Here is a 22,350-nt window from a genome sequence, read left to right on the forward strand (position 1 = left end):
CCGCCTCCTTTTATTCGCCGACCAGCTTCAGCAGCCGCCGTTCAATCGGTGCCAGCAATGGCACCAGCTCATGTCCGCGCTTCAGCACCGATCCGCTCTCGCCGATCAGCGCCCACATGCCCTGTCGCTGGCGCAATGCGGGGCGTTTCTCGATACGATATTCGGGCCGCTCGGCCGCCCGCCGGAAGGCGGAGAAGGAAGCGGCTTCGCGTCCCAGATCGATCGCATAGTCCCGCCAATGCCCGGCGGCCACCATGCGGCCGTAGAGATCGAGGATGCGGGCCAGTTCCTGCCGATCGAAGCCGACCTGCAACGGCCGGAAATGCGGCGTCGGGAACGGCGTGACGATGGCGCTCATCAGGCGCAGTCACGCTCCTTGTCGGCGCCGTCGCGCTTTTCGATCAGCTCGGCCAGCTTGGCACGCAGCGACTCCACCTCGCACTTCAGCATTTCGAGCTGCTGGGTCGCGGGGTCGAACCGTTCGGAACAGGGCGTGCCATAGGGCACGAAGCTCTTCTGGTAATCGGTGGCTTCCACCAAGGTCGGCCGCGCCGGGATGCCGACCATCGAGGCGCCTTCCGGCACATCCTTGGTCACCACCGCATTGGCGCCGATGCGCGCCCGGCGGCCAACGATGATCGGCCCCAGCACCTGCGCGCCCGATCCGATGATCGCGTCATCCTCGATCGTGGGGTGCCGCTTGCCGGGAACGCCGTTGGCCGGGTTCGTCCCGCCCAGCGTGACGCACTGATACATGGTGACGTTGTCGCCGATCACCGCCGTCTCGCCGATCACGCTGAAGCCGTGATCGATGAAGAAATTGCGGCCGATCTTGGCGCCGGGATGGATGTCGATCGCGGTGAGCAGGCGGGAGAAATGGTTGACCGCGCGGGCGAGGAAATAAAGCTCGCCCTTGAACAGCCAATGAGCGATGCGGTGGAAGCCGACCGCCCAGACGCCCGGATAAAGCAGGATTTCCCAGCGCGAACGCGGCGCCGGATCACGCGCCTTGATCGAGTCGAGATAATCGACAAACGCGTCGAGCATGGAACATCCCCAGGTCGGTCTTCTATATATTGGCCGAATGTAGGCCGCCGGCCCGGGGATTTCCAGCCTTGCCGTTCAGACGGCGGTGGCGTGAACCGTGGCCACCGCCTTCAGGATCGCGCCGACGCGGGCGGCCGTCTGGATCACGTCCGTCGCCACGCCATGGCCGCGCAGGACCTTTTCATGGCTGTCGATGCACATGCCGCAACCGTTCATCGCGCTGACGGCGAGGCTGAACAGCTCGAAATCGTCCTTCTCGATGCCCGGCGATCCGATCACGTTCATGCGCAGCTTGGCCGGCAACGTGCCATATTCCTTGTTCGAGGCGAGGTGGACGAAGCGATAATAGACGTTGTTCATCGCCATCACCGCCGCCGACGCGCGGGCCGCATTGGCGGCTTCCGGCGAAAGCTTGCCCTCCGCCTCGGCCTCGACCGCCTCGACGAGCGGGCGGTAGCCGGAGCCGTGGGCGCAGGCGAGCAGCAGGCCATATTTGCGCTGGTCGCCCAGCGTCTGATCGTTGAGCAGCGAACCGACGTTCAGCCGGATATCCTTGGCATAATCGGGCAGCGTATCGGCGAAAGCCTTGAGCGACATGGAAAGCTCCTGATGATCAAAGAAAAGGGCGCGGGAGGCATCCCCCCGCGCCCCGTCGCCGAGCGCTGACGCGCCACGGCTGTGCGGCCCCGAAGGGTTAGGCCGCCGGCTTCAGAACCTCTTCGCCCTGGTGCCAGTTGCACGGGCAAAGCTCGTCGGTCTGCAGCGCGTCGAGGACGCGGATCGCCTCGGCCGGGTTGCGGCCCTGGTTGAGGCCGTTGACCGTGACGTGCTGGATCACGTTGTGCGGATCGACGATGAAGGTGGCGCGCAGCGCGACGCCCGCATCCTTGTCGACGATGCCCAGCGCGTTCGCCAGTTCCTTCTTATTGTCCGCGATCCACGGGAAATCGCAGTTGGCAAGGCGTTCATCCGACTTGCGCCAGGCGAAGTGGACGAAATCGGTATCGGTCGAGGCGCCGATCAGCACCGCGTCGCGATCGGCGAAATCCTTCACCAGCTCGCCATAGCCGATGATCTCGGTCGGGCAGATGAAGGTGAAGTCCTTCGGCCAGAAGAACACGACCTTCCACTTGCCGTCGGTCTTCGACAGGTCGATCGTCTCGCCGGCCGGAAGCGCGGACACGCCCTGCTGGACGGGAACGGTTACGCCGGGAAACTGATCGCCAACGGTGAGGGCCATAAGGATGCTCCTTCGAGTGGGTGGGTTGAAACTGACGAGGAGCGATATGGGGGGATAGCATCGAAAGAGCAAATTGATTATTTGTGGCTCATTGATCGACAGAGGCGATGAATGAGCACCTATCTCCCGACGCTGAAACAACTGCAATATCTGGTGGCGCTGCGCGACCACGGGCATTTCGGCCGGGCGGCGGAGGCGTGCTTCGTCACGCAATCCACGCTTTCGGCGGGTTTGCGCGAGCTGGAATCGCTGATCGGCATCACGCTGGTGGAACGCACGCGCCGCGTCGTCCGCTTCACGCCGCTGGGCCTGCGCATCGCGGACAAGGCCCAGCGCGTGCTGCGCGAGGCGGAAGAACTGTCCGATCTGGCGCGGGCGGCCGGAAAGCCGCTTTCGGGCGAACTGCGCATGGGCGTGATCCCCACGATCGCCCCCTTCCTCCTGCCGCGCATCCTGCCCCGCATCCGCGCCGAATGGCCGGACCTGAAGCTCTATCTGCGGGAGGAGACGACAAGCGCCGCCTGCGATTCGCTGCACCGCGGCCATGTCGACTGCGTGCTGCTGGCGCTGCCCTATCATTGCGGCGACATCGAGCATGAGGATCTGTTCGACGACCGGCTGTTCGTGGCCTTCCCCGCCGGCGAGGCGCCGACCGGCAGCAATGCGATCGAGGCCGATGCCATCGACGAGCGGCGCCTGCTGCTGCTGGAGGACGGCCATTGCCTGAAGGATCATGCGCTCGCCGCCTGCAACCGCCCGGAATTGCGGGCGGAAGCCGCGATGCTGGGCACCTCGCTCCATACGCTGGTGCAGATGGTGGACAACGGCCTGGGCGTGACCTTGCTGCCGGAAATGGCGATCAAGGCCGGCATCCTCGACAATACCGATATCATCGCGCGGCCGCTGGATGCGGATCACCCCGCCCGCCGCATCGCCATCGTGTGGCGCAAGGGCAGCCCGCGGGAAAAGGAATTTCGCATGCTCGCCCATGCACTTGCCAAAAGCCATGTCGATTGAGCAGCCACGGATCGTCGCAATCCCCCTTAATTGCGATTGACTCGCAATAGCCGGACTGCTTTCATCCTCCTCCAATCTCGGGAGAGGAAAGCATGCCCGGCGAGACCGTCCATCCGATCGAACTCCTGCCCCACCCCACGCCGATGGACGAAAACCGCCGGCTGCTGCTCTTCGGCATCCGCCGCGTCGCCGCCCATGGGCTGGACGATGCGCATGCCGCCCACGCCATGCTCTGCGGCTTCGGCCTCAGCTTCCGCCGGCCGCTGGTGCTGCTGCGCGCGCTGATGGCGGAAGCCTCGCGCGTATCGAGCCGCCGCATCCTGGTCGCCCCCTGCTGCTGCCCTCGCATGACGGACGCCGAGGCGACCATGCTGGCCGCGATCGGCGTGGCCCGGAACGACGCGCCCGCCGCCCACCGGTTGCTGGCCGGCATGCTGGGCGTCGCCAACTGCCTCGGCGCGCTCAGCAGCGCCCAGGCGCTGGCACAGGCGTTCGAGGATCTGGGCAAGCCGCTGCCTGCCCGGCACGGCTGACTTTCGTCGGGTGCGGGCTCAGCCCGCGTCCATCTTGGTCTCCGTTCCCGCCGTGCCGATCGAACGATCGATCAGGCCGGCCCGCATCATCAGCCAGAACAGGATGATGCCGGGCAACGCCAGCACGGTCGTCAGCAGATAGAAATTCACGTAGCCGACGGCCTCGATCATCGCGCCGGCGCCATATTCGGGGTTGCCGGTCAATATGCGGCCCACCACGCTGGCCGCCGCCGATATCAAGGCATACTGGGTGGCGGTGAAGCGCAGGTCGCACAGCGCGGAGAAATAGGCGACCACGCAGACCCCGCCCACGCCGCTGGCGAAATTCTCGAACCCGATGGCTCCCGCCATGCCGAGGTTGGAATGCCCGGCGGCGGCGAGCAGCGCGAAGCTGAAGTTGGAAACGCCCATCAGGATCAGGCTGAGCAGGACCGATCGCTTGAGCCCCAGCCGGGCATAGAGCACGCCACCCACGAATATCCCGAGCAGCAGCGCCCAGAAGCCGACGCCGACGTCATAGATGGCGATCTCGTCATTGCTGTAGCCGAGATCGTTGAACAGGAGGCGCAGGGTAAGGTTGGCCAGCGTATCCCCGATCTTGTGAACCAGGATGAACAGCAGCACCAGCCAGGCGCCCGATCGCTGGAAAAATTCCACGAACGGCCCGATCACTGCCCTGCCGAGCGACGAGAGCGATTTGCGTTCGCTTACCTCGCGATGCCGTGGCGGCTCGCCCATCGCCAGCGCCACCACCATCGCCGGCAGCGCGAACATGGAACAGGCGATATAGGCAAACGCCCATCCGGTGCGCGCCGCCAGCACGAGCGCCAGCGCGCCCGCTGCGGCCGATCCGATCCGCCAGCCATATTGCGACATGCCGGCGCCCACGCCGAGCTGCCGGGGCTCGAGCTGCTCGATACGATAGGCGTCGATGACGATATCGTAGGTAGCGCCCGCGACGCCCACCAATATGGCGGCGATCGCGGTAGCCATGATGTCCGCCTGCGGATCGACCAGCGCCAGATTGACGACGGCGGCGATGACCAGCGCACCCGCAAGCAGCATCCACGACACGCGCTGCCCCAATCGACCGATCAGCGGCAGCCGGACGCCCTCGACGATCCAGGCCCACAGGAATTTGAAATTATAGGCCAGGAAGACGAGCGAGAATGTCGTCACGCTCTTCTTGTCGATCCCGTCCTGGGCAAGGCGTGTCGAAAGCGTCGCGCCGATCATCGCATAGGGAAAGCCCGATGATATGCCGAGGAACAGGGCCGCCAGCGGGGCGGGCTCGAGATAACGCTTGGTGGCGGCGAGAAAGCCCGGGCGGGCGGCGCTGGTCGTGTCGGTCATCGCCGCGACAATAGCGTCGCGCGCGCCGGCGCAAAGGGAATTGTCGCGGCGTTCGCTACGCCACGGCGCCGCCTTCGCGGTCGTAGAGGACGAGGCCGGCCGGGAGCCGCCTGGCCCTGCCGCCGGAAAGGCGATTTTCCACCGCCTCGATGGCCGCCTTCAGGCCGCGATGGGAATAGGGCTTGGCAAGGCAGCCGACCGCGAAATCGCTGGCGCCGGGCGGGCATGTGCCGGTGACGAACAGCACAGGCACGCCCTGTTCCAGCGCGACGCGGGCGACATCCAGCCCGCTTCCCGCCGAAAGCTTCACGTCCGCCAGCACCAGATCGACCGGCTCGCGCTTCAGCACCTTCACCGCCAATGTCGCTCGATCGACGGTGGCGACCACATGATAGCCGACATCCGACAGGAAATGCTCGCTATCGAACGCGACCAGCGGCTCGTCCTCGACGATCAGAAGCCGCCTTATCGCCCGAGCCCGACCACCGAAGATCATCGCGTCGAACCTCCCTGTCGCCGGGGATAATGGCGCATGGTCGCCAAATGTTCCACCCCTGTTCGAGGCTGGCGGCTTGACCCGGACGCACTTTCCGTCAACGAGTGCCCGCTTTCCAACTCTCGGAGACGTCGGTGGCGAAGCGCCTCACACTCTTCATTCTTGTCGCCATGGTCGCCGGCATCGTCGTGGGCCTCGCGATCAACGCGATGGTGCCGGACAAGGCGCAGGTTGCCGCCATCACGGATTATTTCTCGATCGTCACGGATCTGTTCCTGCGGCTGATCAAGATGATCATCGCGCCGCTGGTCTTCTCCACGCTGGTCGCGGGCATCGCGCATATGGGCGACACGGCGGCGCTGGGCCGGGTGGGCGCGCGGACGATCGCCTGGTTCCTGTGCGCCAGCCTCGTGTCGCTCACGCTCGGCCTGATCCTCGTCAACATCCTCCAGCCGGGCGCCGGGCTCGCCTTGCCGCTGCCGGAGGTGACGGCGGCGAGCGGCGTCGACAAGGCTACCTTCACGCTCAAGGATTTCGTGACGCATCTGGTGCCGAAATCGATCTTCGAGGCGATGGCGACCAACGAAATCCTGCAGATCGTGGTCTTCTCGATCTTCACCGGCGTCGCCATCACCGCCGTGGGCGAAAAGGCCGCGCCGCTGGTGCGCGGCGTCGAGGCGCTCGTGCAGGTGATGCTGCAGATCACCGATTATGTGATGCGTTTCGCGCCCTTCGCCGTGTTCGCGGCCGTCACCAGCGCGCTGGCCAAGGAAGGCGCGTCGATCCTCATCACCTTCGGCTATTTCATGGGCGGGTTCTATATCTCGCTCGTGCTGCTCTGGTCGCTGCTGCTGTTCGCCGCCTTCCTGATCGCAGGCGGGCGGGCGCGCATCCTGTTCCGCTATATCCGCGATCCCATCCTCCTCGCTTTCTCGACCGCATCGTCCGAAGCCGCCTTCCCGCGCACGCTGGAGGCGCTGGACCGCTTCGGCGTGCCGCGCAGGATCGCCAGCTTCGTGCTGCCGCTGGGCTATTCGTTCAACCTCGACGGCACGATGATGTACTGCACCTTCGCGACCATGTTCATCGCGCAGGCTTATGGCATCCATATGTCAGTGGGCGAGCAGGTGACGATGCTGCTGCTGCTGATGGTGACGTCCAAGGGCGTGGCGGGCGTGCCGCGCGCCAGCCTGGTGGTGATCGCCTCCACGCTGGCCTTCTTCAAGATACCGGAAGCGGGCCTGCTGCTGATCCTCGCGGTCGATCATTTCCTCGACATGGGCCGGTCGGCGACCAATGTGGTCGGCAACGCCGTGGCCAGCGTCGTCGTGGCGAAGTGGGAAAAGGCGCTGGAGGTGGTGGAATCGCCGGTCATCGAACCGGCCCGCGCGCCCAGCCATACGCCGGAGAGTGGCCGGCGCGGCCTCGATCTCGATCCGGATGCCAATCGCTGAAGCTGGCGCTGGCCTGAAAGCGCGATCGGGGCTAGGGGATCGCGATGCGACCTCCCCGCCCCCCGCGCGACGATAAACGGCCCAACCGGCAGCGCCCCGGCACCGACCGGCCCGTGAAAAGCCATCCCCCCAAAGCCCGACCCCGCAAGGCGGCGGCCGAGGGAGAGGGCGCCTCCGCCGACAAGCCGCTTCGCGCCAAGAGTCCCTCGGCATCCGCCCGCGATGCGCGCCGCGCCGCCGACCACGCGCTGCGCACCGGCAAGCCCAGGGCCACTCCGCGCCCGAAGGATGGCGTGGCCAAGGCAGGCACCACCGGAACCCCGGCCCGCGACGCCCGCCCCCGGCGCGGCGCGGCGCGGCTGGAACGGGCCGCCGTCCCCGCCCGGCCGGCCACGCCCGTGGCCCCCGGCGAAGGCGATCGGATCGCCAAGCTGCTGGCCCGCGCCGGCATCGCATCCCGCCGCGAAATCGAACGGATGATCGCCGAAGGGCGCATCGCCATCGGCGAGGATGTGGTGGAAACGCCCGCCACGATCCTGAAATCGCTCGCCGGCGTCACCGTGGACGGCAAGCCCGTCGCCGCGCCCGAGCCGACCCGCCTCTTCCGCTTCCACAAGCCCAACGGCGTCCTGACCACCGAGCGCGATCCCAGGGGACGCGCCACCATCTATGATCGCCTGCCGCGCGGCCTGCCCCGGCTGGTGCCGGTCGGCCGGCTCGACCTCAACACCGAAGGGCTGCTGCTGCTCACCACCGATGGCGGCCTGAAGCGCCAGCTCGAACTGCCGGCCACCGGCGTCGAGCGCAGCTACCGCGCCCGCGTGTTCGGCGAGGTCAGCCAGGCGATGCTGGAGGACCTGATCGAGGGCGTGGAGATCGAAGGCGTCCGCTACGGATCGATCGATGCCAATCTCGAACGGCGCACCGGTCGCAACGCCTGGGTGGAAATGAAGCTGAAGGAAGGCAAGAATCGCGAGGTCCGCCGCGTGCTGGAATATCTCGGCCTCCAGGTCAGCCGGCTGATCCGGACCAGTTACGGCCCCTTCCGCCTCGGCGATCTTCCCGTCGGCGCGGTGGACGAGGTGCTGCAGCACGAACTGGTCGCCTTCCGCAAGACGCTGAAGTGAGATCATGCGCATAATCGCAGGCAAATGGCGCGGCCGCACGATCGCCGCCCCTCCGGGAGACGCCACCCGCCCCACGAGCGACCGCACGCGCGAGGCGCTCTTCTCCATGCTGGCCAGCCGGCTCGGCGATTTCGAAGGGCTTCGCATAGCCGATCTGTTCGCGGGATCGGGGGCGCTGGGCTTCGAGGCGCTGTCGCGCGGCGCGGCGCACGCCATTTTTGTCGAGCAAGATCGCAAGGCGGTGGAGATATTGCGCGCCAATGCCGCGAAGCTGGGCGCGGTTGCCGATATCCGGGCGCAGCCTGTCGCCACGCTCGGCCCCGTGTCGCAGCCCCACGATCTACTGCTGTTCGATCCGCCTTATGGCAGCGGCGGCGCGGGCGCGCTGCTGGAGCGCCTCACCCGGCTCGGCTGGGCGAGCCCCGGCGCTTGGGCGAGCATCGAGACGGGCCGGGACGAACCCGTTTCCGCCACCGGCTGGTCCGTGGATGCGGAACGCACCCACGGCAAGGCCAAGCTCACGCTGCTGCGGCGCGACGCAGCGGAATAAGCGCGATCAGGCTGAGCAGCGCGGCCGCGGCGAGGTAGAGGCCGACGGGCACCAGGCCATGGTCCCGCGCCAGCACCTGCGCCACGGCCGGCGTCAGCCCGCCGCCGATGATGCCGCCCAGGTTGAAGGCCATGGACGCGCCGGTATAGCGCACCCGGGCCGGGAACAGCTCCGGCAGCCAGCCGCCCAGCGGGCCGTAGACGAAGCCCATCACCCATAGCGACAAGGCCAGATAGGCGCCAGCCATCAGCAGGCTGCCGCCGCCCAGCATCGGCGCCATCAGCATCCCGGTGACGATGGTGGCGATGCAGCCGCCCATCAGCACGCGGCGGGGATCATGCAGGTCGGCCAGCCAGGCCGCCGCGACGATGCCGGCCGCCATGAACAGGATCGCGACGAGCTGCACCGCGAGGAACGTCTCGCGCGGGTAGCCGAGCGTGGTGGTGCCGTAACCCAGCGCGAAGGCGGTCGCGATGTAGAAGAGCGCGAAGCAGGCGACGACGGCGAAGGTGCCGCCGATCGTTTCCACCGCATGGTTGCGGACCAGTTCGGCGATCGGCACCCGGGCCGGCGGCGCTTCCTCCAGCGCGGCGGCGAAGGCCGGCGTCTCGGTCAGCTTCAGCCGCACCCACAGGCCCAGCATCACGAGCACGGCGCTCGCCAGGAACGGGATGCGCCAGCCCCAGGCGCGGAACTGATCGGGCGAGAGGATCAGGCCCAGCAGCAGGAACAGGCCGTTGGCGGCGATGAAGCCTACCGGCGCGCCAAGCTGCGGCGCCATGCCGAAACGCGCCTTCCAGCCGGGCGGGGCGTTTTCCACCGCCAGCAGCGCGGCGCCGCCCCACTCCCCGCCCAACCCGAAACCCTGGCCGAAGCGGAGGAGGCAGAGCAGCGCCGGCGCGACCCAGCCGATCGACTGGTAGGTGGGCAGGAAGGCGATCGCCATCGTCGACCCGCCCATGATGAGAAGCGACGCAACCAACGTGGATTTGCGCCCGATCCGGTCACCAAAATGGCCGAAGGCCACGGCGCCGACCGGCCGGGCGATGAAGGCCACGGCAAGGCTGGCATAAGCGGCGAGCAGCTGGATGCCGGGATCGGCCGCGGGAAAGAATAACGGCCCGAAGACCAGCGAGGCGGCGGTCGCGTAGATATAGAAGTCGTAGAATTCGACCGCCGTGCCGATCAGGCTCGCCCCCAACACCCGCCTTGTCGAGGGCGCGTTCGCTTTGCTTCCCGTCATCCGGCTCCATCCCTGAAATGCGGGCGGGGATTGGAGCCTCGGGCGCCACGCGTCAAGCCATGGCCGGACGCGCCTTCCTGATCCGCATCGCGCTGCCCACCAGGCCGAAGCCCATGATCATCAGCGCCCAGCTCGCCGGTTCGGGCACCGCGTTCTGCTGCACGAAATCGGTGATCGAGGCCTGCGAATGGCCAAGGATGACGTCACCGGAGACGAGCCGCCCGCCCAGCAGGAAATCGTCGAAGGTGATGCGCAGCGCATTGGTGGCAAGGCCTATGCTGTTCACGCCGTCGCCCCAGCTCGTCTGTTCGTTGAGGACGATGCGCAGGCCCAGGAGGTCGAGCAGCACGGTGTTGGGATCGGGGTTCACGAACAGCGCCGCGTCAATGAACAACCCGCCCAGGCCAAGGCCGGTGAGGTCGAGCCCGGCGATCGTGGTCGCCCCGGTGGCGCTCAACCCGCCCACCGCGCTCACCGATGTGGTGGAGGTGATCGCATCCGCCGTAAGGCCGAGGATAGTCAGGGGCGGCAGGAACAGCACCTGCGTCTCCAGCCCGATATCGATGCCGGCGATCGCGGAGGTGGCCGTGCCCGTCGGCATCACCGGATAAGGCGACGAGGCGGAGCTGGTGACGACCCCGGTGTTGAGCCGCTGGTTGATCGATACGAGGCCGAGGCCGGCGAACTGCAATTGCTGGTCGATCGTCGCCAGCGCGGCGCTGTCGTTATAGGCCGGCGCGGCGGTGCCGTCCGCGGCGGCGAGCGGCCCGATATCGACCAGCACGGCGTTGACCGCGCTCAGCGAGGCGCTCAGCGCATAGGCCGAGCTGTCGACCGTCGTCACGGCATGTGCCGGTGCTGTGATGAAAGGCAGGGCTAGCACGCAAAATGCAGAAAGTTTTACAAGGGATTTCATGATCCTAGCCTCCTGTTTTGGCGACAGGGAATAGGCAGGAACCATGCCAGTCACGGGAATGCGCCATATATGGGCGCAGGCGCACAGCGCGCTGTCAGCGGCCGCGACATGGAAAATACCGAAATGACGAAGGCCCGCCAGCGCCTGCGGACGGGCCTTCCGTTCGACGAGCCGGCCGATACCGGCCGAGGCAGGTTAGCGGGCCGGAGGCGGATCCCCCGCAAGCGCGCGATAGGCGAAGCCGCCCAGCGCACCGCCGATGATGGGGGCGACCCAGAAGGCCCAGAGCTGCTGCAGCGCCAGCCCGCCCACGATCAGCGCCGGCCCCGTGCTGCGCGCCGGATTGACCGATGTGTTCGTCACCGGGATGGAGATGAGGTGGATCAGCGTGAGCGCCAGGCCGATGGCGATCGGCGCGAAGCCGATCGGTGACCGGCTATCCGTCGCGCCGAGCACGACGATCAGGAAGCCGAAGGTCAGCACCGTTTCGATCGTCAGGCCCGCGCCCAGCGTATAGCCGCCGGGCGATTGCGGCCCATATCCGTTCACGGCAAGGCCGTTGGGGCCGAGCACGAAATCGGGCGATCCGCTGGCGATCTGGAGGAGGATGAAGGCGGCGATGATCGCGCCCACCACCTGGGCGACGATATAGGGCACCACGTCCTTCGCCGGAAAGCGGCCGCCGGCCCACAGGCCCACGGTGATCGCGGGGTTGAGGTGGAAACCGGAAATATGGCCGATGGCATAGCCCATCGTCACCACGGTCAAACCGAAGGCCAGCGCAACACCGGCAAAGCCGATCCCGGTTTCGGGAAACTTGGCCGCAAGCACAGCGGCGCCGCATCCACCAAAGACAAGCCAGAATGTTCCGAAGAGTTCAGCCACGAGTCGTTGCATCAAAGGCATCACAACCCCCATTTCGACTTACGGAGAAAGCGAAACTATCACGTATTGTTACGCAGCACGAACATAGAATGCGCGGATCGCGGGAGGTTGCCCCGGCGGGCTCCGTTCCCTAACTGTTCACATGTGAATCACTCGCCCCCTTCCCTGCCCGGCGCGCTGGCCGATCCCGCTTCGGATCCCCCTTATCTGCGCGGCCTCAATCCGCCCCAGCGCGAAGCCGTGCTGGCAACGGAGGGGCCAGTGCTGGTGCTGGCCGGCGCCGGCACGGGCAAGACGGCGGCGCTGACCGCCCGGCTCGCCCATCTGGTGGCGACGCGGCTGGCCTGGCCGTCGGAAATCCTGGCCGTCACCTTCACCAACAAGGCTGCGCGCGAGATGAAGGAGCGCGTGGGCCGGATGCTGGGCGATGCGGTGGAAGGCATGCCGTGGCTCGGCACCTTCCACGCGATCTGCGCCAAGATGCTGCGCCGCCATGCCGAGCTGGTCGGCCTGCAATCCAACTTCACCATTCTCGACACCGACGATCAGCTACGGCTGATGAAGCAGATCATCCTCGCCGAAAATCTGGACGAGAAGCGCTGGACGGCCCGCGCGCTGGGCGGGCTGATCGATCGCTGGAAGAATCGCGGCTGGACGCCCGACGATGTCGATGCCGGCGAGAGCGAGCTGTTCGCCAACGGCCGCGGCCAGCAGCTCTACCGCCTCTACCAGGATCGGTTGCGCGCCGTGAACACCTGCGATTTCGGCGATCTGCTGCTCCACATGCTCGTCATCCTGAAGACGCACCGCGACGTGCTGGAGCAATATCAGCAGCGCTTCCGCTACATCATGGTGGACGAGTATCAGGACACCAACAGCGCGCAGTATCTGTGGCTCCGGCTGCTCGCTCAGCAGCGCAAGAATATCTGCTGCGTGGGCGACGACGACCAGTCAATCTATTCCTGGCGCGGGGCGGAGGTGGCCAATATCCTGCGCTTCGAGAAGGATTTTCCCGGCGCGAAGATCATCCGGCTGGAACAGAATTATCGCTCCACGCCCCACATCCTCGCGGCCGCCGGCGGCGTGATCGCCCATAATGGCGGGCGGCTAGGCAAGGAATTGTGGACCGAGGCCGACGTGGGCGAGAAGGTCCGCGTCATCGGCGTGTGGGACGGGCCGGAGGAAGCCCGCCGCGTGGGCGACGAGATCGAGGCATATCAGCGCCGGGGCGGCAGGCTGGACGATGTCGCCATCCTCGTCCGCGCCCAGTTCCAGACGCGCGAGTTCGAGGATCGCTTCATCGCGATCGGCCTGCCCTATCGCATCGTCGGCGGCTTCCGCTTCTACGAGCGCGCCGAGATACGCGACGCGCTCGCCTATCTACGGGTGATCCACCAGCCGGCGGACGACCTCGCCTTCGAACGCATCGTCAACACGCCCAAGCGCGGGCTGGGCGACAAGGCCGTCGCCAAGGTCCACCAGCTCGCCCGCGCGGAAGGGATTCCGCTGACGCTGGCGGCCGCGCGCATCCTCGACACGGATGAGCTGACCGCGCAGGCGCGGCGATCGCTGGGCAATCTCGTCGGCGATATCGCCCGCTGGCGGGATCGGCTGAACGATCTGCCCCATGCCGAGCTGGCGCGTCAGATGCTCGACGAATCCGGCTATACCGCGATGCTTCAGGCCGAACGCACCGCCGAAGCCGCCGGGCGGCTGGAAAACCTTACCGAGCTGACGCGGGCGATGGAGGAATATGAAACCCTCCCCGCCTTCCTGGAACATGTCAGCCTCGTCATGGACAATGACGCCGATCGCGAGAGCGCGAAGGTGACGGTGATGACGATCCACGCCGCCAAGGGGCTGGAATTCGACACCGTCTTCCTGCCCGGCTGGGAAGAAGGCGTCTTCCCGTCGCAGCGCGCGCTCGACGAAGGCGGCATCGCCAGCCTCGAGGAGGAGCGCCGCCTCGCTTATGTCGCGATCACCCGCGCGCGGCGGCAGGCGACCATCCTCCACGCCGCCAACCGGCGCATCTACGGGCAATGGACCTCCTCCATCCCATCGCGCTTCGTGGCGGAGCTGCCGGCCGAGCATGTCGAAAGCGAAACGACGATGAGCGGCGGCGAAAGCCTGTGGCGGGCGCAATGGTCCGAACAGGCCGATCCGTTCCACGATATCGGGCGCGGTACCGGACGCGGGCCGGGGTGGCAGCGCGCGGCCGCCGCCGGCTACGATCCGTCGCCCAAGCGCGTGGTCGAGGTGCGGGCCTCCGCCACCTCCTACGCCGCCAAGCCGCGATCGGATATCGCCATCGGCCAGCGCGTATTCCACACCAAGTTCGGCTACGGATCGGTCGCCGAGATAGAAGGCAACAAGCTGGAGATCGATTTCGAGCTTTCGGGCCGCAAGCGCGTGCTGGACAGCTTCGTCAATCCGGCCTGAACCCTTTGTAAAACCATCGCTTCCTCCACTCCAACGCGGCTGGTCCAAATGGACGATGCTGCACCTGGGGACTCACGCCATGATCGTTTCAAATTCCATGGGAAGAGGAACGAATCGATGAAATTCTCCATCATCTACGAAGCGCAGATGGCGGACCCCTCGCGCGAGTCCGAGCGCCGCTGCTTCGAGGAGATCGTCGAGCAGGTATTGCTGGCCGAGGAACTGGGCTTCGACAATGTCTGGGCCGTGGAGCACACCGCGCTCACCCAATATGCCCACATGTCGGCGCCGGAAACCTTCCTCGCCTATATCGCCGGCCGCACCACGCGGATCGGCATCGGCCATGGCGTCGTCTGCCTGCCGCCGGCCATGAACCACCCGGTGAAGGTGGCGGAACGCATCGCCACGCTCGACATCCTGTCCGGCGGGCGCGTCCACTTCGGCATGGGCAAGGGCGGCACCCAGCAGGAAGCCGGCACCTTCGGCTACGACCTCGCCGAACTGCAGCCGATGATCGATGAATCGATGTATCTGATCCCGAAGATCCTGAAGGACGGGCACGTCGAGCATGACGGCAAATATATCAAGATCCCGTCGCGCCCGATCCATCCGAGCCCGGTGCAGGATCCGCACCCGCCGATCTATTATGCCTGCACCCGTGAATCGACGCTGGAGCTGGCCGGCCGTCGCGGCATCGGTGCCCTCGTGCTCGGCTTCTCCGGCCCAGAGGAGATCGCCCGCAAGAACGCGATCTATCGGGAGAATTTCAAGAACCGCAAGCCCGAGGATCAGGTCGGCTTCCGCCCGAACGAGCATCTCGCCGCCTTCTGCGCGGCCTGCGTGCTCGACGATCGCGAGAAGGCCCGCCGCATCGGCCTGCGCGGCCAGCGCTTCTTCGCCGAGGCGATCGCCCACTGGTATCAGGGCGGCCCGAAACCGACCGTGGACGTGGATTCGGCCGAGGAGAATGAAGCCGCGCTCGCCCAGACCCGCGAGCATGTCGTGGCCTATATCTCCGAGGAAAAGATCGTCGACGGCGGCGATGCGATGACGAGCAACTACACCGTCGCGCAGGATGCCTATGGCGATGCCGACGATTGCATCCGCTACTGCACGCGGCTTCAGGAAGCCGGCGCGGACGAAGTGCTGTTCCTCTTCCAGATGGGCACCATCCCGCACGAGGCGATCATGGAGACCATCCGCAACATCGGCGAGAAGGTGATCCCGCACTTCCGCGCCAAGGCCGCGCAGCGCGAGGCGATCGCCGCCGAGTAAAGCGATACCGAAGCCTTCCGCTACGGCGGAGGGCTTCGGCGCTTGCGACCAGAACGTATCATTTCGGGCCGCATACAACGCATATCCACCGGATATGCGCTGTCTGTTGTTGCTTTGCGCTCCCCGGACTGCCTAGGCGCCACCATAGGCGCCTGGCGCCGTTCAGGGAGAAACAAAAATGTCTGTTCGCAACCCGCGTGCGCTCCGCGCGCTCCTCATGCTGTCGGCATGTTCCGCCGCCATCGGCTATGCGCCGGCGGCCCACGCCCAGGATGATGCCGTCGCGGCATCCGCGGCCGATAATGGCAGCGACATCGTCGTCACCGCCCGCCGGCGCGAGGAAAAGCTGCAGGACGTGCCGATCGCCGTCACCGCCGTCAGCCAGGCCAACCTCGATTCCCGTGGCTTCGATGCCGTCACCGACGTCCAGCAGATCGCCCCGAACCTGAATTTCACTCCCGGCCAGGGCGGCAATAGCGGCGGTATCGCCGCCTTCGTCCGCGGCGTCGGCGAAAACGACTTCATCATCACCGCCGATCCGGCCGTGGGCCTCTATATCGACGGCGTCTATGTCGCGCGCACCTTCGGCGCGACCACCGAGCTGCTCGGCATCGACCGGATCGAGGTGCTGCGCGGGCCGCAGGGTTCGCTGTTCGGCAAGAACACCATCGGCGGCGCGATCAACGTGGTCAGCCACATTCCCGATGGCACCACCCGTCTCCAGGCGGATGTCCGCTACGGCTCCTACAACACGGTCCGCACCCGCGCGAACGTGGAAACCGCACTGACGGACAAGCTCTCGATCGGCATCTCCGGCCTCGGCGAGTTCGGCGAAGGTTGGCAGAAGATCCCGTCCGGCAAGAATCTGGGCAACAAGAATATCGTCGCCGGCCGCATCACCCTGCATTATGATGGCGGCCCCTTCGATGCGGTGCTGACGGCCGATGGCCTGCACCGCCGCCAGAATTCGGCCGCGCACTCGATGCTGGCCTTCACGCCGACCTTCATCTCCGATCTGCAGAGCGCGCTGATCGCGCCCTGCTGCACGGTGCCCGACCGGATCGACCGGACGGATTCCACGCCCGAGCTGAACCGAGACGACGCCGATTCCGCCAATGTCGGCCTCACCCTCTCGCATGAGCTTGGCGCCGGCACGATCAAGTCGATCACCGCCTATCGCTGGGTGAACGCCGTCTTCGGCCGCGACGGCGATGCCTCGTCCGCCGTCAATTATGCCGGCGACATCCATGATGAGACCGCGCGGCAGTTCAGCCAGGAGCTGCAATATACCACGCCCCTGTTCGGCGATCGCGGCAACCTGCTGGTCGGCGGCTATTTCTTCCGGGAAAAGACGCGGGACGACACCCGGCTGATCGTGGCGGACGGCCTCTATCCGGCGATGATCGAGGCCGGCTTCGATCCGGCCCTGGCCGAGGCGCTCGATCTCAACATCGATTTCCACAACCGCCAGAAGACGACCAACTACGCCGCCTTCGGCAACTTCACCTACGATCTCACCGACGCGCTCGTCATGGAGCTTGGCGGCCGATACACTTATGAGAAGAAGACCTTCACGCAGAAATCGCTGCGCATCTACAGCCAGCAGCCGCTGATCCCCGGTTTCTACCCCTATACGCTGTCGAAGCATTGGGACAATTTCAGCCCGCGCGCCTCGCTCAGCTACAAGTTCCAGCCGGGGGTGCTGGGCTATGCCTCCTGGTCGCGGGGTTTCCGCAGCGGCGGCTTCAACGGCCGTCCCACGGCGGAGGCCGAGATCGGCTCCTACGATCCGGAGCACCTGACCGCCTATGAAGTGGGCGTGAAGAGCAGCTTCGGCCCGGTGACGATCAACCTCGCGGCATTCCGCAACGAATATAAGGACCAGCAGCTGCTGGTGAACAAGACGAACCTCAACGTCACCTACGAGAATGCCGGCAAGTCCCGCATCCAGGGGCTGGAGCTGGAGCTGGACGCGCGCGTCACCTCCCGCCTCCGCGTCAACGGCTCGCTGGGCCTGCTCGACGCCAAATATCTGGAGTTCGAATCCTACATCAACGGCGTGCTGACCGACCTCACCGATCGCAAGCTGAAGCAGGCACCGGACATCACCGGCAGCCTGAGCCTGGTCTACACCCAGCCGATCACCGACAGCCTGGACGCCACCTTCCGCGCGGACGCCAGCTATCGCAGCCTCACCTATATCGACGTCGAGAACTCGCCGCTGCGGGCGCCGGATCATGCGATCCTGAACCTCAGCGCCGATTTCGACCTGCCGTGGGACGGCACGTCGCTGCGCTTCGCGGTGGATAACGTCACCAACAAGCAGGTGCTGACGGCGGGCTTCGACGGATCGGCCACCTTCGGCTTCCGCGAAGGCTTCTTCAGCGATCCCCGGCGTTATTCGGTGACGCTCTCGATCCGCCGCTGATCGGATATCGGGCCCCGGCGGATACGTCCGCCGGGGCCTCTTTTTTTAGTCAGGCCCCGCGCCGGATCAGCCGGAAAAAGCCATAGGAGGGATCGGCCGGGCCGGGCCTGCCGATCTTCGCGCCCTCCAGGAAGGGATGCTCCAGATCGATGATCGACGGCGAATGGATGTTCGCCCAGTCGGCCACGATCACCCGGTGCAGGAACTTCCACCGCCCCTCGCGCCGGGCATATTTGTCGAAATAGCGGCCGCCCACCAGCACATCCATCGGCCCGTCGGGCGTCTTCGCGCGATGCAGCGCCAGCAGATAGACCTCGCCCTCCGCATAATCGCCGTCGATCGCGAGGTTGATGGTCGTCACATTATGATGGAGGATTTCCATCGGCGCCTGGATTTCGGGCAGCTTGTCGATGAACTCCATCGCCGGCCCGCAGAACATCGCGCCATGATCGTCGATCGCATCCGCATGATAGAGCGTGCGCATCTTCTCATGATCGTGGCGGTCCGCCGCCTGGCAATAAGTGGTGATGAGCTGGCGGATCTCCTCCCGGTCCAGCAGGTCCTGAATGCGCGCGTCCATATCCTCTCCCAAAAGCAAAGCCCCTCCCCGGCTGGCCGGAAAGGGGCTTGGCATGCGGATGGCCCCGACCGGGACGATCCGCACATCCGTTTCCGCGCCGGGCAGGCCGCCCGGCGCGGATATTTTCATCAGAAGCGGATGCCGGCGGTGATGCCGTAGGTCCGCGGATCGGGGAAGTAAGCCACGGTCATGCCACCGAAACTCGGCCCGAAATCGATGAAGTTCTGCGGATTGTTCTCCTTGAACAGGTTGCGCACCCAGAAGGAGAACTGCGCCTCGACACCGCCCAGCGGCACATCCGACACCACACCGCGCAGATTGACGATCGTGCGGCCCTGCGACTGCGTGGTCATCGCCGTCTGGTCCGACGGACCCGTCACGTCGATCGCATAGGGATAGGTGTAATATTTCGAGACGTAGTTCAGGTCGCCGATCAGGTTGAACTTTCCCCAGTCTCCTTCCACCACACGCCAGTCCGCACCGATCGAGGCGGTGTATTTCGGCGTGTGCGGGAAGGCACGGTTGTCGGCCACCTGCTGGGGAACGCCGTTCGCGTCATCCTCGATGAACGACTTATACTTGGCGTCGAGGATCGAGAAGGAGGTGTTGAACGTCAGGAAATCCGCCGGCCGAGCGATGGCCTCGATCTCGATGCCACGGATGCGCGCGGCACCCGCGTTGCGCACCACCGAGGCAGCCGCGCCGGAACCGCTGAACACGGCAAGCTGGATATCCTTATGCTCGTCCCAGAAACCGGCGACGTTGAGCTGCAGCTTGTTGTCCAGCATGCGGCTCTTGAAGCCGATTTCGTAGCTGTCGACCTTCTCCGGCTTGTAGGGATTGCACAGTTCCGGCGCGCCCGATGGGCAATCCGTGGTCGGCATGACGACTTCGTTGGTTTCGCCGTTGAAGCCGCCGGACTTGTAGCCGCGGGCATAGCGGGCATAGACGTTGACGCGATCGGTGATCTCGTAACGCACCGTCGCGGCCGGGCTCAGATTGTTATATTTGGCCTTGGGAACATCGCCATAGGCTACGTCGATCAGCGGCATGCCGTTGAAGGCCAGATAACGGCTGATGTCCTTGGTTTCGTGGTTGTAACGCAGGCCGCCGGTCAGCACGAGCTTGTCGGTCGCGTGGAAATCGACCTGGGCATAGGCGGCATAGGCTTCCGTATGCGATCCATAGGTCGAATCATAGTTGGTGGAGTGGAAGAAGAACGCCTGCGGATTGTCCGTTTCCGAATGATCCTTGAAGTAGAACAGGCCCGCCACATAATCGATGCGATCGTCGAACGCCTTGCCGGAAACCTGCAGTTCCTGGCTGAACTGGTGATATTTCACGTTCCGGGCGGTGTTGGCGATATCCAGCGGCGATCCGTCCAGATCGAGATTGTCGTGGAAGCGCAGCTTGCGATAGGCGGTGATCGACTTGATCGTCGCGTCGCCCAGGTCGAGGCTCGCCGTCAGCGCATGGCCCTGCGTCCGCGTCTTTTCATAGACGTCGGCATCGATATGCGCGGTCTTCTGACGATCCTTGTTGGCGAACATGCCGAGCGGAATGCCGGAATAACCCACGCTGTTCGGATCGAAAATGTCGCCCGGCTGACCGTTCTGGTTCACCTTGTAGAGCTGGGCATAGTCCGGCCGCTGGTTGAAGTTCGAATAGTCGTAAGCGTAATCGAGCGTCAGATTGTCGGTCGGCTGCGCGCGGAGCTGGACCATGAAGCTCTGATTGTCGAGATCGTTGGTGTCGGTGATGCCGAAGGCATTGTCTTCCACCTTGATCACGCCGTCGCGCTTCTGGATCTGGCCGGAGACCTTGGCGGAGAAGATGCCCATCTGCGGCAGATCGAGCACGCCCTTCAGCTTCCAGGCATCGAAATTGCCGTAGGTCAGCTCGGCCGATCCGCCCAGCTCGCCGCTCGGCTTCTTGGTGACGAGGTTGACGGCGCCGGCCAGCGTGTTGCGGCCATAAAGCGTGCCCTGCGGCCCGCGCAGCACCTCGATCCGCTCCAGATCGGCGATGTCGAAGATCGAACCCTGCGCCTTGGCGATGTAGACGCCGTCGACATACATGCCGACCGCCGGTTCCCAGGTGATCGCGGGGTTGATCGTCACCGAGCCGCGGATCGCGATCTGGGAGATCGTCTTGTTCGAAGGCGCGCGATCGATCTTCATGTTCGGCGCGACCGAGCCGAGCTGGTCGATCGAGCTGATGTCGCGCGACTGCAGATATTCGGAATTGACCGCCGAGATGGCGATCGGAACCTGCTGCACGTTCTCGCTGCGCTTCTGGGCAGTGACGACGATATCCTCAAGGCCGCCATTGCCGGCCGGGGCATCGGCCGCCGTCTCCTGCGCCAGCGCCGGCACGGTGCCGAACGCCATCGCCAGCGCGAGCAGGCTCGCGCCGCGGTTGAAACGGGTCATATACACTAGATACTCCTCCCAGTCGTCGGTCAGGCCGTCGTTGCGGCACTCAGTTTGGCGGAATGGTCGTGGCGGCCACGTCCGCAAAAGCGGTCGATCGCATCGCTGTCGGCACGGCCGAAAGCGGCGACATCATCGGAAAGCAGGGCATCGAGCGCGGCCACCGCCCGGCCCGTCGCCGGCCGCGCCAGCCCGGCCTCGAACCAGCGGCGCAGCGCCGGAAATTCGTTCCAGGCCCCTTCCCGCTTGAACAGCGGGAAGATGCTGTCGGCGGTGCGGATCCACGGCAGCGTCGCGACATCGGCCAGGCCATATTCCCCGCCCGCGAGATTGGGGCTTTCGGCCAGCCGCCTTTCCAGCACGCCCAGGATGCGCACGGCCTCGCTTTCGTAGCGGCGCAGGCCATAGCCGCGCTCATCCTCCGGCGCGTAGCGGAAGAAATGGACATATTGGCCGAACATCGGGCCGACGGACGCCGTCTGCAGCATCAGCCAGGACATCGCCCGCGACCGCAGATGCGCGTCGGCCGGCATCATCAGGCCGGATGCCTCGGAAAGATAGAGCAGCGCGGATGCGCTTTCGAACACCGCGAAGGGCTCCGCCCCGCGCTGATCGATCAGCACCGGCACCTTGTTGTTCGGGCTGATGGCGAGGAAGGCCGGGTCGAACTGCTGGCCGGCGAACACGTCGACGTGGCGCAGCCGATAATCGAACCCGCATTCCTCCAGCATCAGCACGAGCTTGAGGACGTTGGGGCTGCTCATGCCCAGCACTTCGAACATCAGGCGGCCTTCCGTTCGGAATGGATGGCTTCCGCCCGCGCCTTCAGCGCCCGGGCGGTATCGTCGAAGGCGCGCTTCACCCAGTCGCCGCAGAAACGCATCACATGGATGCCGTTGTCGCCGAAGAAGGCGTCGGTGCTGTTATAGGCGCAGCGATCCGGGCCGAGCGGCTCGATGATCTGGTCGCGCCGGGCCGGATAGGGCCAGATTTCCATGAAGGGCAGCTCCCAAGAAATCAGGCGCTCGGGCTCGATCGCACAGATATATTCCACATTGTCGACGACCTGGCCGGGCACGGTGTAGCTCGCCAGCTTCATGTTCACGGCCGCGCCGATCTCCAGGCGGCTGTCGCAATCGATGCAGAACGGATTCCACGCCTTGTAATTGGCGAAATCCGTCAGGATCTCCCACACGATCGCGGCGGGCGCATCGATCTCCACGCGCTCCGAACGCACCACGTTCGCCGGGTCCAGGTCCATGCCGTCGGTCAGGGCCATTGCCTTCTCCTAAAGAGTCGGCCTTCTTGTCCGCTGGGCGGCGGGCCGTGGGC

General features: G+C 65.6%; 21 protein-coding genes. 8 read left to right on the plus strand and 13 right to left on the minus strand.

What is annotated here, in order from left to right:
* Positions 1 to 10: 10 nt before the first annotated feature.
* From G432_RS01580 to G432_RS01595, 4 genes are all read right to left on the minus strand, one after another.
* Positions 11 to 358, minus strand: coding sequence for a DUF2794 domain-containing protein (locus tag G432_RS01580; RefSeq protein WP_015457056.1), 348 nt, complete (start codon positions 356 to 358; stop codon positions 11 to 13).
* Positions 358 to 1,047: a serine O-acetyltransferase EpsC gene (epsC, locus tag G432_RS01585; protein WP_015457057.1), complete on the minus strand. Its 690-nt coding sequence runs from the start codon at positions 1,045 to 1,047 to the stop codon at positions 358 to 360. The genes G432_RS01580 and epsC overlap by 1 nt, the downstream gene beginning before the upstream one ends.
* A gap of 75 nt (positions 1,048 to 1,122) precedes the next feature.
* Positions 1,123 to 1,644 carry a carboxymuconolactone decarboxylase family protein gene (locus G432_RS01590; protein ID WP_015457058.1) on the minus strand — a complete coding sequence of 174 codons (522 nt, stop codon included), beginning with the start codon at positions 1,642 to 1,644 and terminating at the stop codon, positions 1,123 to 1,125.
* Positions 1,645 to 1,741: 97 nt separating this feature from the next.
* On the minus strand, positions 1,742 to 2,287 hold the full coding sequence (locus tag G432_RS01595) for a peroxiredoxin (RefSeq protein ID WP_015457059.1): 546 nt from the start codon (positions 2,285 to 2,287) through the stop codon (positions 1,742 to 1,744).
* A gap of 111 nt (positions 2,288 to 2,398) precedes the next feature.
* On the opposite strand from G432_RS01595, the gene G432_RS01600 reads away from it, so the two are divergent.
* Together G432_RS01600 and G432_RS01605 are read left to right on the plus strand one after the other, a co-directional pair.
* Positions 2,399 to 3,304: a hydrogen peroxide-inducible genes activator gene (locus tag G432_RS01600; protein ID WP_015457060.1), complete on the plus strand. Its 906-nt coding sequence runs from the start codon at positions 2,399 to 2,401 to the stop codon at positions 3,302 to 3,304.
* 92 nt (positions 3,305 to 3,396) lie between these two features.
* Positions 3,397 to 3,837 (plus strand): DUF6628 family protein, encoded by a 441-nt coding sequence (locus G432_RS01605; protein ID WP_015457061.1) that lies wholly within the window; start codon positions 3,397 to 3,399, stop codon positions 3,835 to 3,837.
* 18 nt (positions 3,838 to 3,855) lie between these two features.
* Here G432_RS01605 and G432_RS01610 read toward each other — a convergent pair whose 3' ends face one another.
* Entirely contained in the window at positions 3,856 to 5,190 is a 1,335-nt protein-coding gene (locus G432_RS01610) for an AmpG family muropeptide MFS transporter (protein WP_015457062.1), read from the minus strand.
* A 55-nt stretch (positions 5,191 to 5,245) separates the two neighbouring features.
* Complete coding sequence (locus G432_RS01615) at positions 5,246 to 5,686, minus strand: response regulator (RefSeq protein WP_015457063.1); 441 nt, start codon at positions 5,684 to 5,686, stop codon at positions 5,246 to 5,248.
* Positions 5,687 to 5,820: 134 nt separating this feature from the next.
* On the opposite strand from G432_RS01615, the gene G432_RS01620 reads away from it, so the two are divergent.
* Genes G432_RS01620 through rsmD form a run of 3 tightly spaced genes read left to right on the plus strand, consistent with a single transcriptional unit; the run spans position 5,821 to position 8,817 of the window.
* Positions 5,821 to 7,140: a dicarboxylate/amino acid:cation symporter gene (locus G432_RS01620; RefSeq protein WP_015457064.1), complete on the plus strand. Its 1,320-nt coding sequence runs from the start codon at positions 5,821 to 5,823 to the stop codon at positions 7,138 to 7,140.
* 44 nt (positions 7,141 to 7,184) lie between these two features.
* Positions 7,185 to 8,267 (plus strand): pseudouridine synthase, encoded by a 1,083-nt coding sequence (locus tag G432_RS01625; RefSeq protein WP_015457065.1) that lies wholly within the window; start codon positions 7,185 to 7,187, stop codon positions 8,265 to 8,267.
* 4 nt (positions 8,268 to 8,271) lie between these two features.
* Entirely contained in the window at positions 8,272 to 8,817 is a 546-nt protein-coding gene (gene rsmD / locus G432_RS01630; protein WP_015457066.1) for a 16S rRNA (guanine(966)-N(2))-methyltransferase RsmD, read from the plus strand.
* Here the strand turns inward: rsmD and G432_RS01635 are convergent.
* The 3 genes from G432_RS01635 to aqpZ all read right to left on the minus strand — a co-directional run bounded on the left by G432_RS01635 (position 8,786) and on the right by aqpZ (position 11,882).
* Positions 8,786 to 10,060 (minus strand): MFS transporter, encoded by a 1,275-nt coding sequence (locus tag G432_RS01635; protein WP_041864753.1) that lies wholly within the window; start codon positions 10,058 to 10,060, stop codon positions 8,786 to 8,788. The genes rsmD and G432_RS01635 overlap by 32 nt on opposite strands.
* 52 nt (positions 10,061 to 10,112) lie before the next feature.
* Entirely contained in the window at positions 10,113 to 10,943 is an 831-nt protein-coding gene (locus G432_RS01640; RefSeq protein WP_015457068.1) for a PEPxxWA-CTERM sorting domain-containing protein, read from the minus strand.
* 228 nt (positions 10,944 to 11,171) lie between these two features.
* On the minus strand, positions 11,172 to 11,882 hold the full coding sequence (gene aqpZ / locus G432_RS01645; protein WP_041864754.1) for an aquaporin Z: 711 nt from the start codon (positions 11,880 to 11,882) through the stop codon (positions 11,172 to 11,174).
* 123 nt (positions 11,883 to 12,005) lie between these two features.
* Between aqpZ and G432_RS01650 the strand changes: the two genes are divergently transcribed.
* The 3 genes from G432_RS01650 (at position 12,006) to G432_RS01660 (ending at position 18,006) form a co-directional block, all read left to right on the plus strand.
* Positions 12,006 to 14,303: an ATP-dependent helicase gene (locus tag G432_RS01650; protein ID WP_015457070.1), complete on the plus strand. Its 2,298-nt coding sequence runs from the start codon at positions 12,006 to 12,008 to the stop codon at positions 14,301 to 14,303.
* A gap of 117 nt (positions 14,304 to 14,420) precedes the next feature.
* The gene (locus G432_RS01655) at positions 14,421 to 15,578 is read left to right on the plus strand and encodes an LLM class flavin-dependent oxidoreductase (RefSeq protein ID WP_015457071.1); all 1,158 of its coding nucleotides are present in this window, start codon (positions 14,421 to 14,423) and stop codon (positions 15,576 to 15,578) included.
* 178 nt (positions 15,579 to 15,756) lie between these two features.
* Positions 15,757 to 18,006, plus strand: a complete 2,250-nt coding sequence (locus G432_RS01660) for a TonB-dependent receptor (RefSeq protein ID WP_015457072.1) — start codon at positions 15,757 to 15,759, stop codon at positions 18,004 to 18,006.
* 49 nt (positions 18,007 to 18,055) lie between these two features.
* On the opposite strand, the gene G432_RS01665 is transcribed toward G432_RS01660, so the two are convergent.
* From G432_RS01665 to G432_RS01680, 4 genes are all read right to left on the minus strand, one after another.
* On the minus strand, positions 18,056 to 18,586 hold the full coding sequence (locus G432_RS01665) for a nuclear transport factor 2 family protein (protein WP_015457073.1): 531 nt from the start codon (positions 18,584 to 18,586) through the stop codon (positions 18,056 to 18,058).
* Positions 18,587 to 18,714: 128 nt separating this feature from the next.
* Positions 18,715 to 21,018, minus strand: a complete 2,304-nt coding sequence (locus G432_RS01670; RefSeq protein ID WP_015457074.1) for a TonB-dependent receptor — start codon at positions 21,016 to 21,018, stop codon at positions 18,715 to 18,717.
* A 29-nt stretch (positions 21,019 to 21,047) separates the two neighbouring features.
* Entirely contained in the window at positions 21,048 to 21,800 is a 753-nt protein-coding gene (locus G432_RS01675) for a glutathione S-transferase C-terminal domain-containing protein (RefSeq protein WP_015457075.1), read from the minus strand.
* Positions 21,800 to 22,297: an SRPBCC domain-containing protein gene (locus G432_RS01680; RefSeq protein WP_015457076.1), complete on the minus strand. Its 498-nt coding sequence runs from the start codon at positions 22,295 to 22,297 to the stop codon at positions 21,800 to 21,802. The genes G432_RS01675 and G432_RS01680 overlap by 1 nt, the downstream gene beginning before the upstream one ends.
* Between the last annotated feature and the right edge of the window lie 53 nt (positions 22,298 to 22,350).

The sequence above is a fragment of the Sphingomonas sp. MM-1 genome (genome assembly GCF_000347675.2).
Lineage (GTDB): Bacteria > Pseudomonadota > Alphaproteobacteria > Sphingomonadales > Sphingomonadaceae > Sphingomonas_E > Sphingomonas_E fennica.

What these genes read in the sequence shown, in the direction of transcription:
- G432_RS01580 (WP_015457056.1), bottom strand. Translation starts at nt 358, where the DNA reads ATGAGCGCCATCGTCACGCCGTTCCCGACGCCGCATTTCCGGCCGTTG.
- epsC (WP_015457057.1), bottom strand. Translation starts at nt 1,047, where the DNA reads ATGCTCGACGCGTTTGTCGATTATCTCGACTCGATCAAGGCGCGTGAT.
- G432_RS01590 (WP_015457058.1), bottom strand. Translation starts at nt 1,644, where the DNA reads ATGTCGCTCAAGGCTTTCGCCGATACGCTGCCCGATTATGCCAAGGAT.
- G432_RS01595 (WP_015457059.1), bottom strand. Translation starts at nt 2,287, where the DNA reads ATGGCCCTCACCGTTGGCGATCAGTTTCCCGGCGTAACCGTTCCCGTC.
- G432_RS01600 (WP_015457060.1), top strand. Translation starts at nt 2,399, where the DNA reads ATGAGCACCTATCTCCCGACGCTGAAACAACTGCAATATCTGGTGGCG.
- G432_RS01605 (WP_015457061.1), top strand. Translation starts at nt 3,397, where the DNA reads ATGCCCGGCGAGACCGTCCATCCGATCGAACTCCTGCCCCACCCCACG.
- G432_RS01610 (WP_015457062.1), bottom strand. Translation starts at nt 5,190, where the DNA reads ATGACCGACACGACCAGCGCCGCCCGCCCGGGCTTTCTCGCCGCCACC.
- G432_RS01615 (WP_015457063.1), bottom strand. Translation starts at nt 5,686, where the DNA reads ATGATCTTCGGTGGTCGGGCTCGGGCGATAAGGCGGCTTCTGATCGTC.
- G432_RS01625 (WP_015457065.1), top strand. Translation starts at nt 7,185, where the DNA reads ATGCGACCTCCCCGCCCCCCGCGCGACGATAAACGGCCCAACCGGCAG.
- rsmD (WP_015457066.1), top strand. Translation starts at nt 8,272, where the DNA reads ATGCGCATAATCGCAGGCAAATGGCGCGGCCGCACGATCGCCGCCCCT.
- G432_RS01635 (WP_041864753.1), bottom strand. Translation starts at nt 10,060, where the DNA reads ATGACGGGAAGCAAAGCGAACGCGCCCTCGACAAGGCGGGTGTTGGGG.
- aqpZ (WP_041864754.1), bottom strand. Translation starts at nt 11,882, where the DNA reads ATGCCTTTGATGCAACGACTCGTGGCTGAACTCTTCGGAACATTCTGG.
- G432_RS01655 (WP_015457071.1), top strand. Translation starts at nt 14,421, where the DNA reads ATGAAATTCTCCATCATCTACGAAGCGCAGATGGCGGACCCCTCGCGC.
- G432_RS01660 (WP_015457072.1), top strand. Translation starts at nt 15,757, where the DNA reads ATGTCTGTTCGCAACCCGCGTGCGCTCCGCGCGCTCCTCATGCTGTCG.
- G432_RS01665 (WP_015457073.1), bottom strand. Translation starts at nt 18,586, where the DNA reads ATGGACGCGCGCATTCAGGACCTGCTGGACCGGGAGGAGATCCGCCAG.
- G432_RS01670 (WP_015457074.1), bottom strand. Translation starts at nt 21,018, where the DNA reads ATGACCCGTTTCAACCGCGGCGCGAGCCTGCTCGCGCTGGCGATGGCG.
- G432_RS01675 (WP_015457075.1), bottom strand. Translation starts at nt 21,800, where the DNA reads ATGTTCGAAGTGCTGGGCATGAGCAGCCCCAACGTCCTCAAGCTCGTG.
- G432_RS01680 (WP_015457076.1), bottom strand. Translation starts at nt 22,297, where the DNA reads ATGGCCCTGACCGACGGCATGGACCTGGACCCGGCGAACGTGGTGCGT.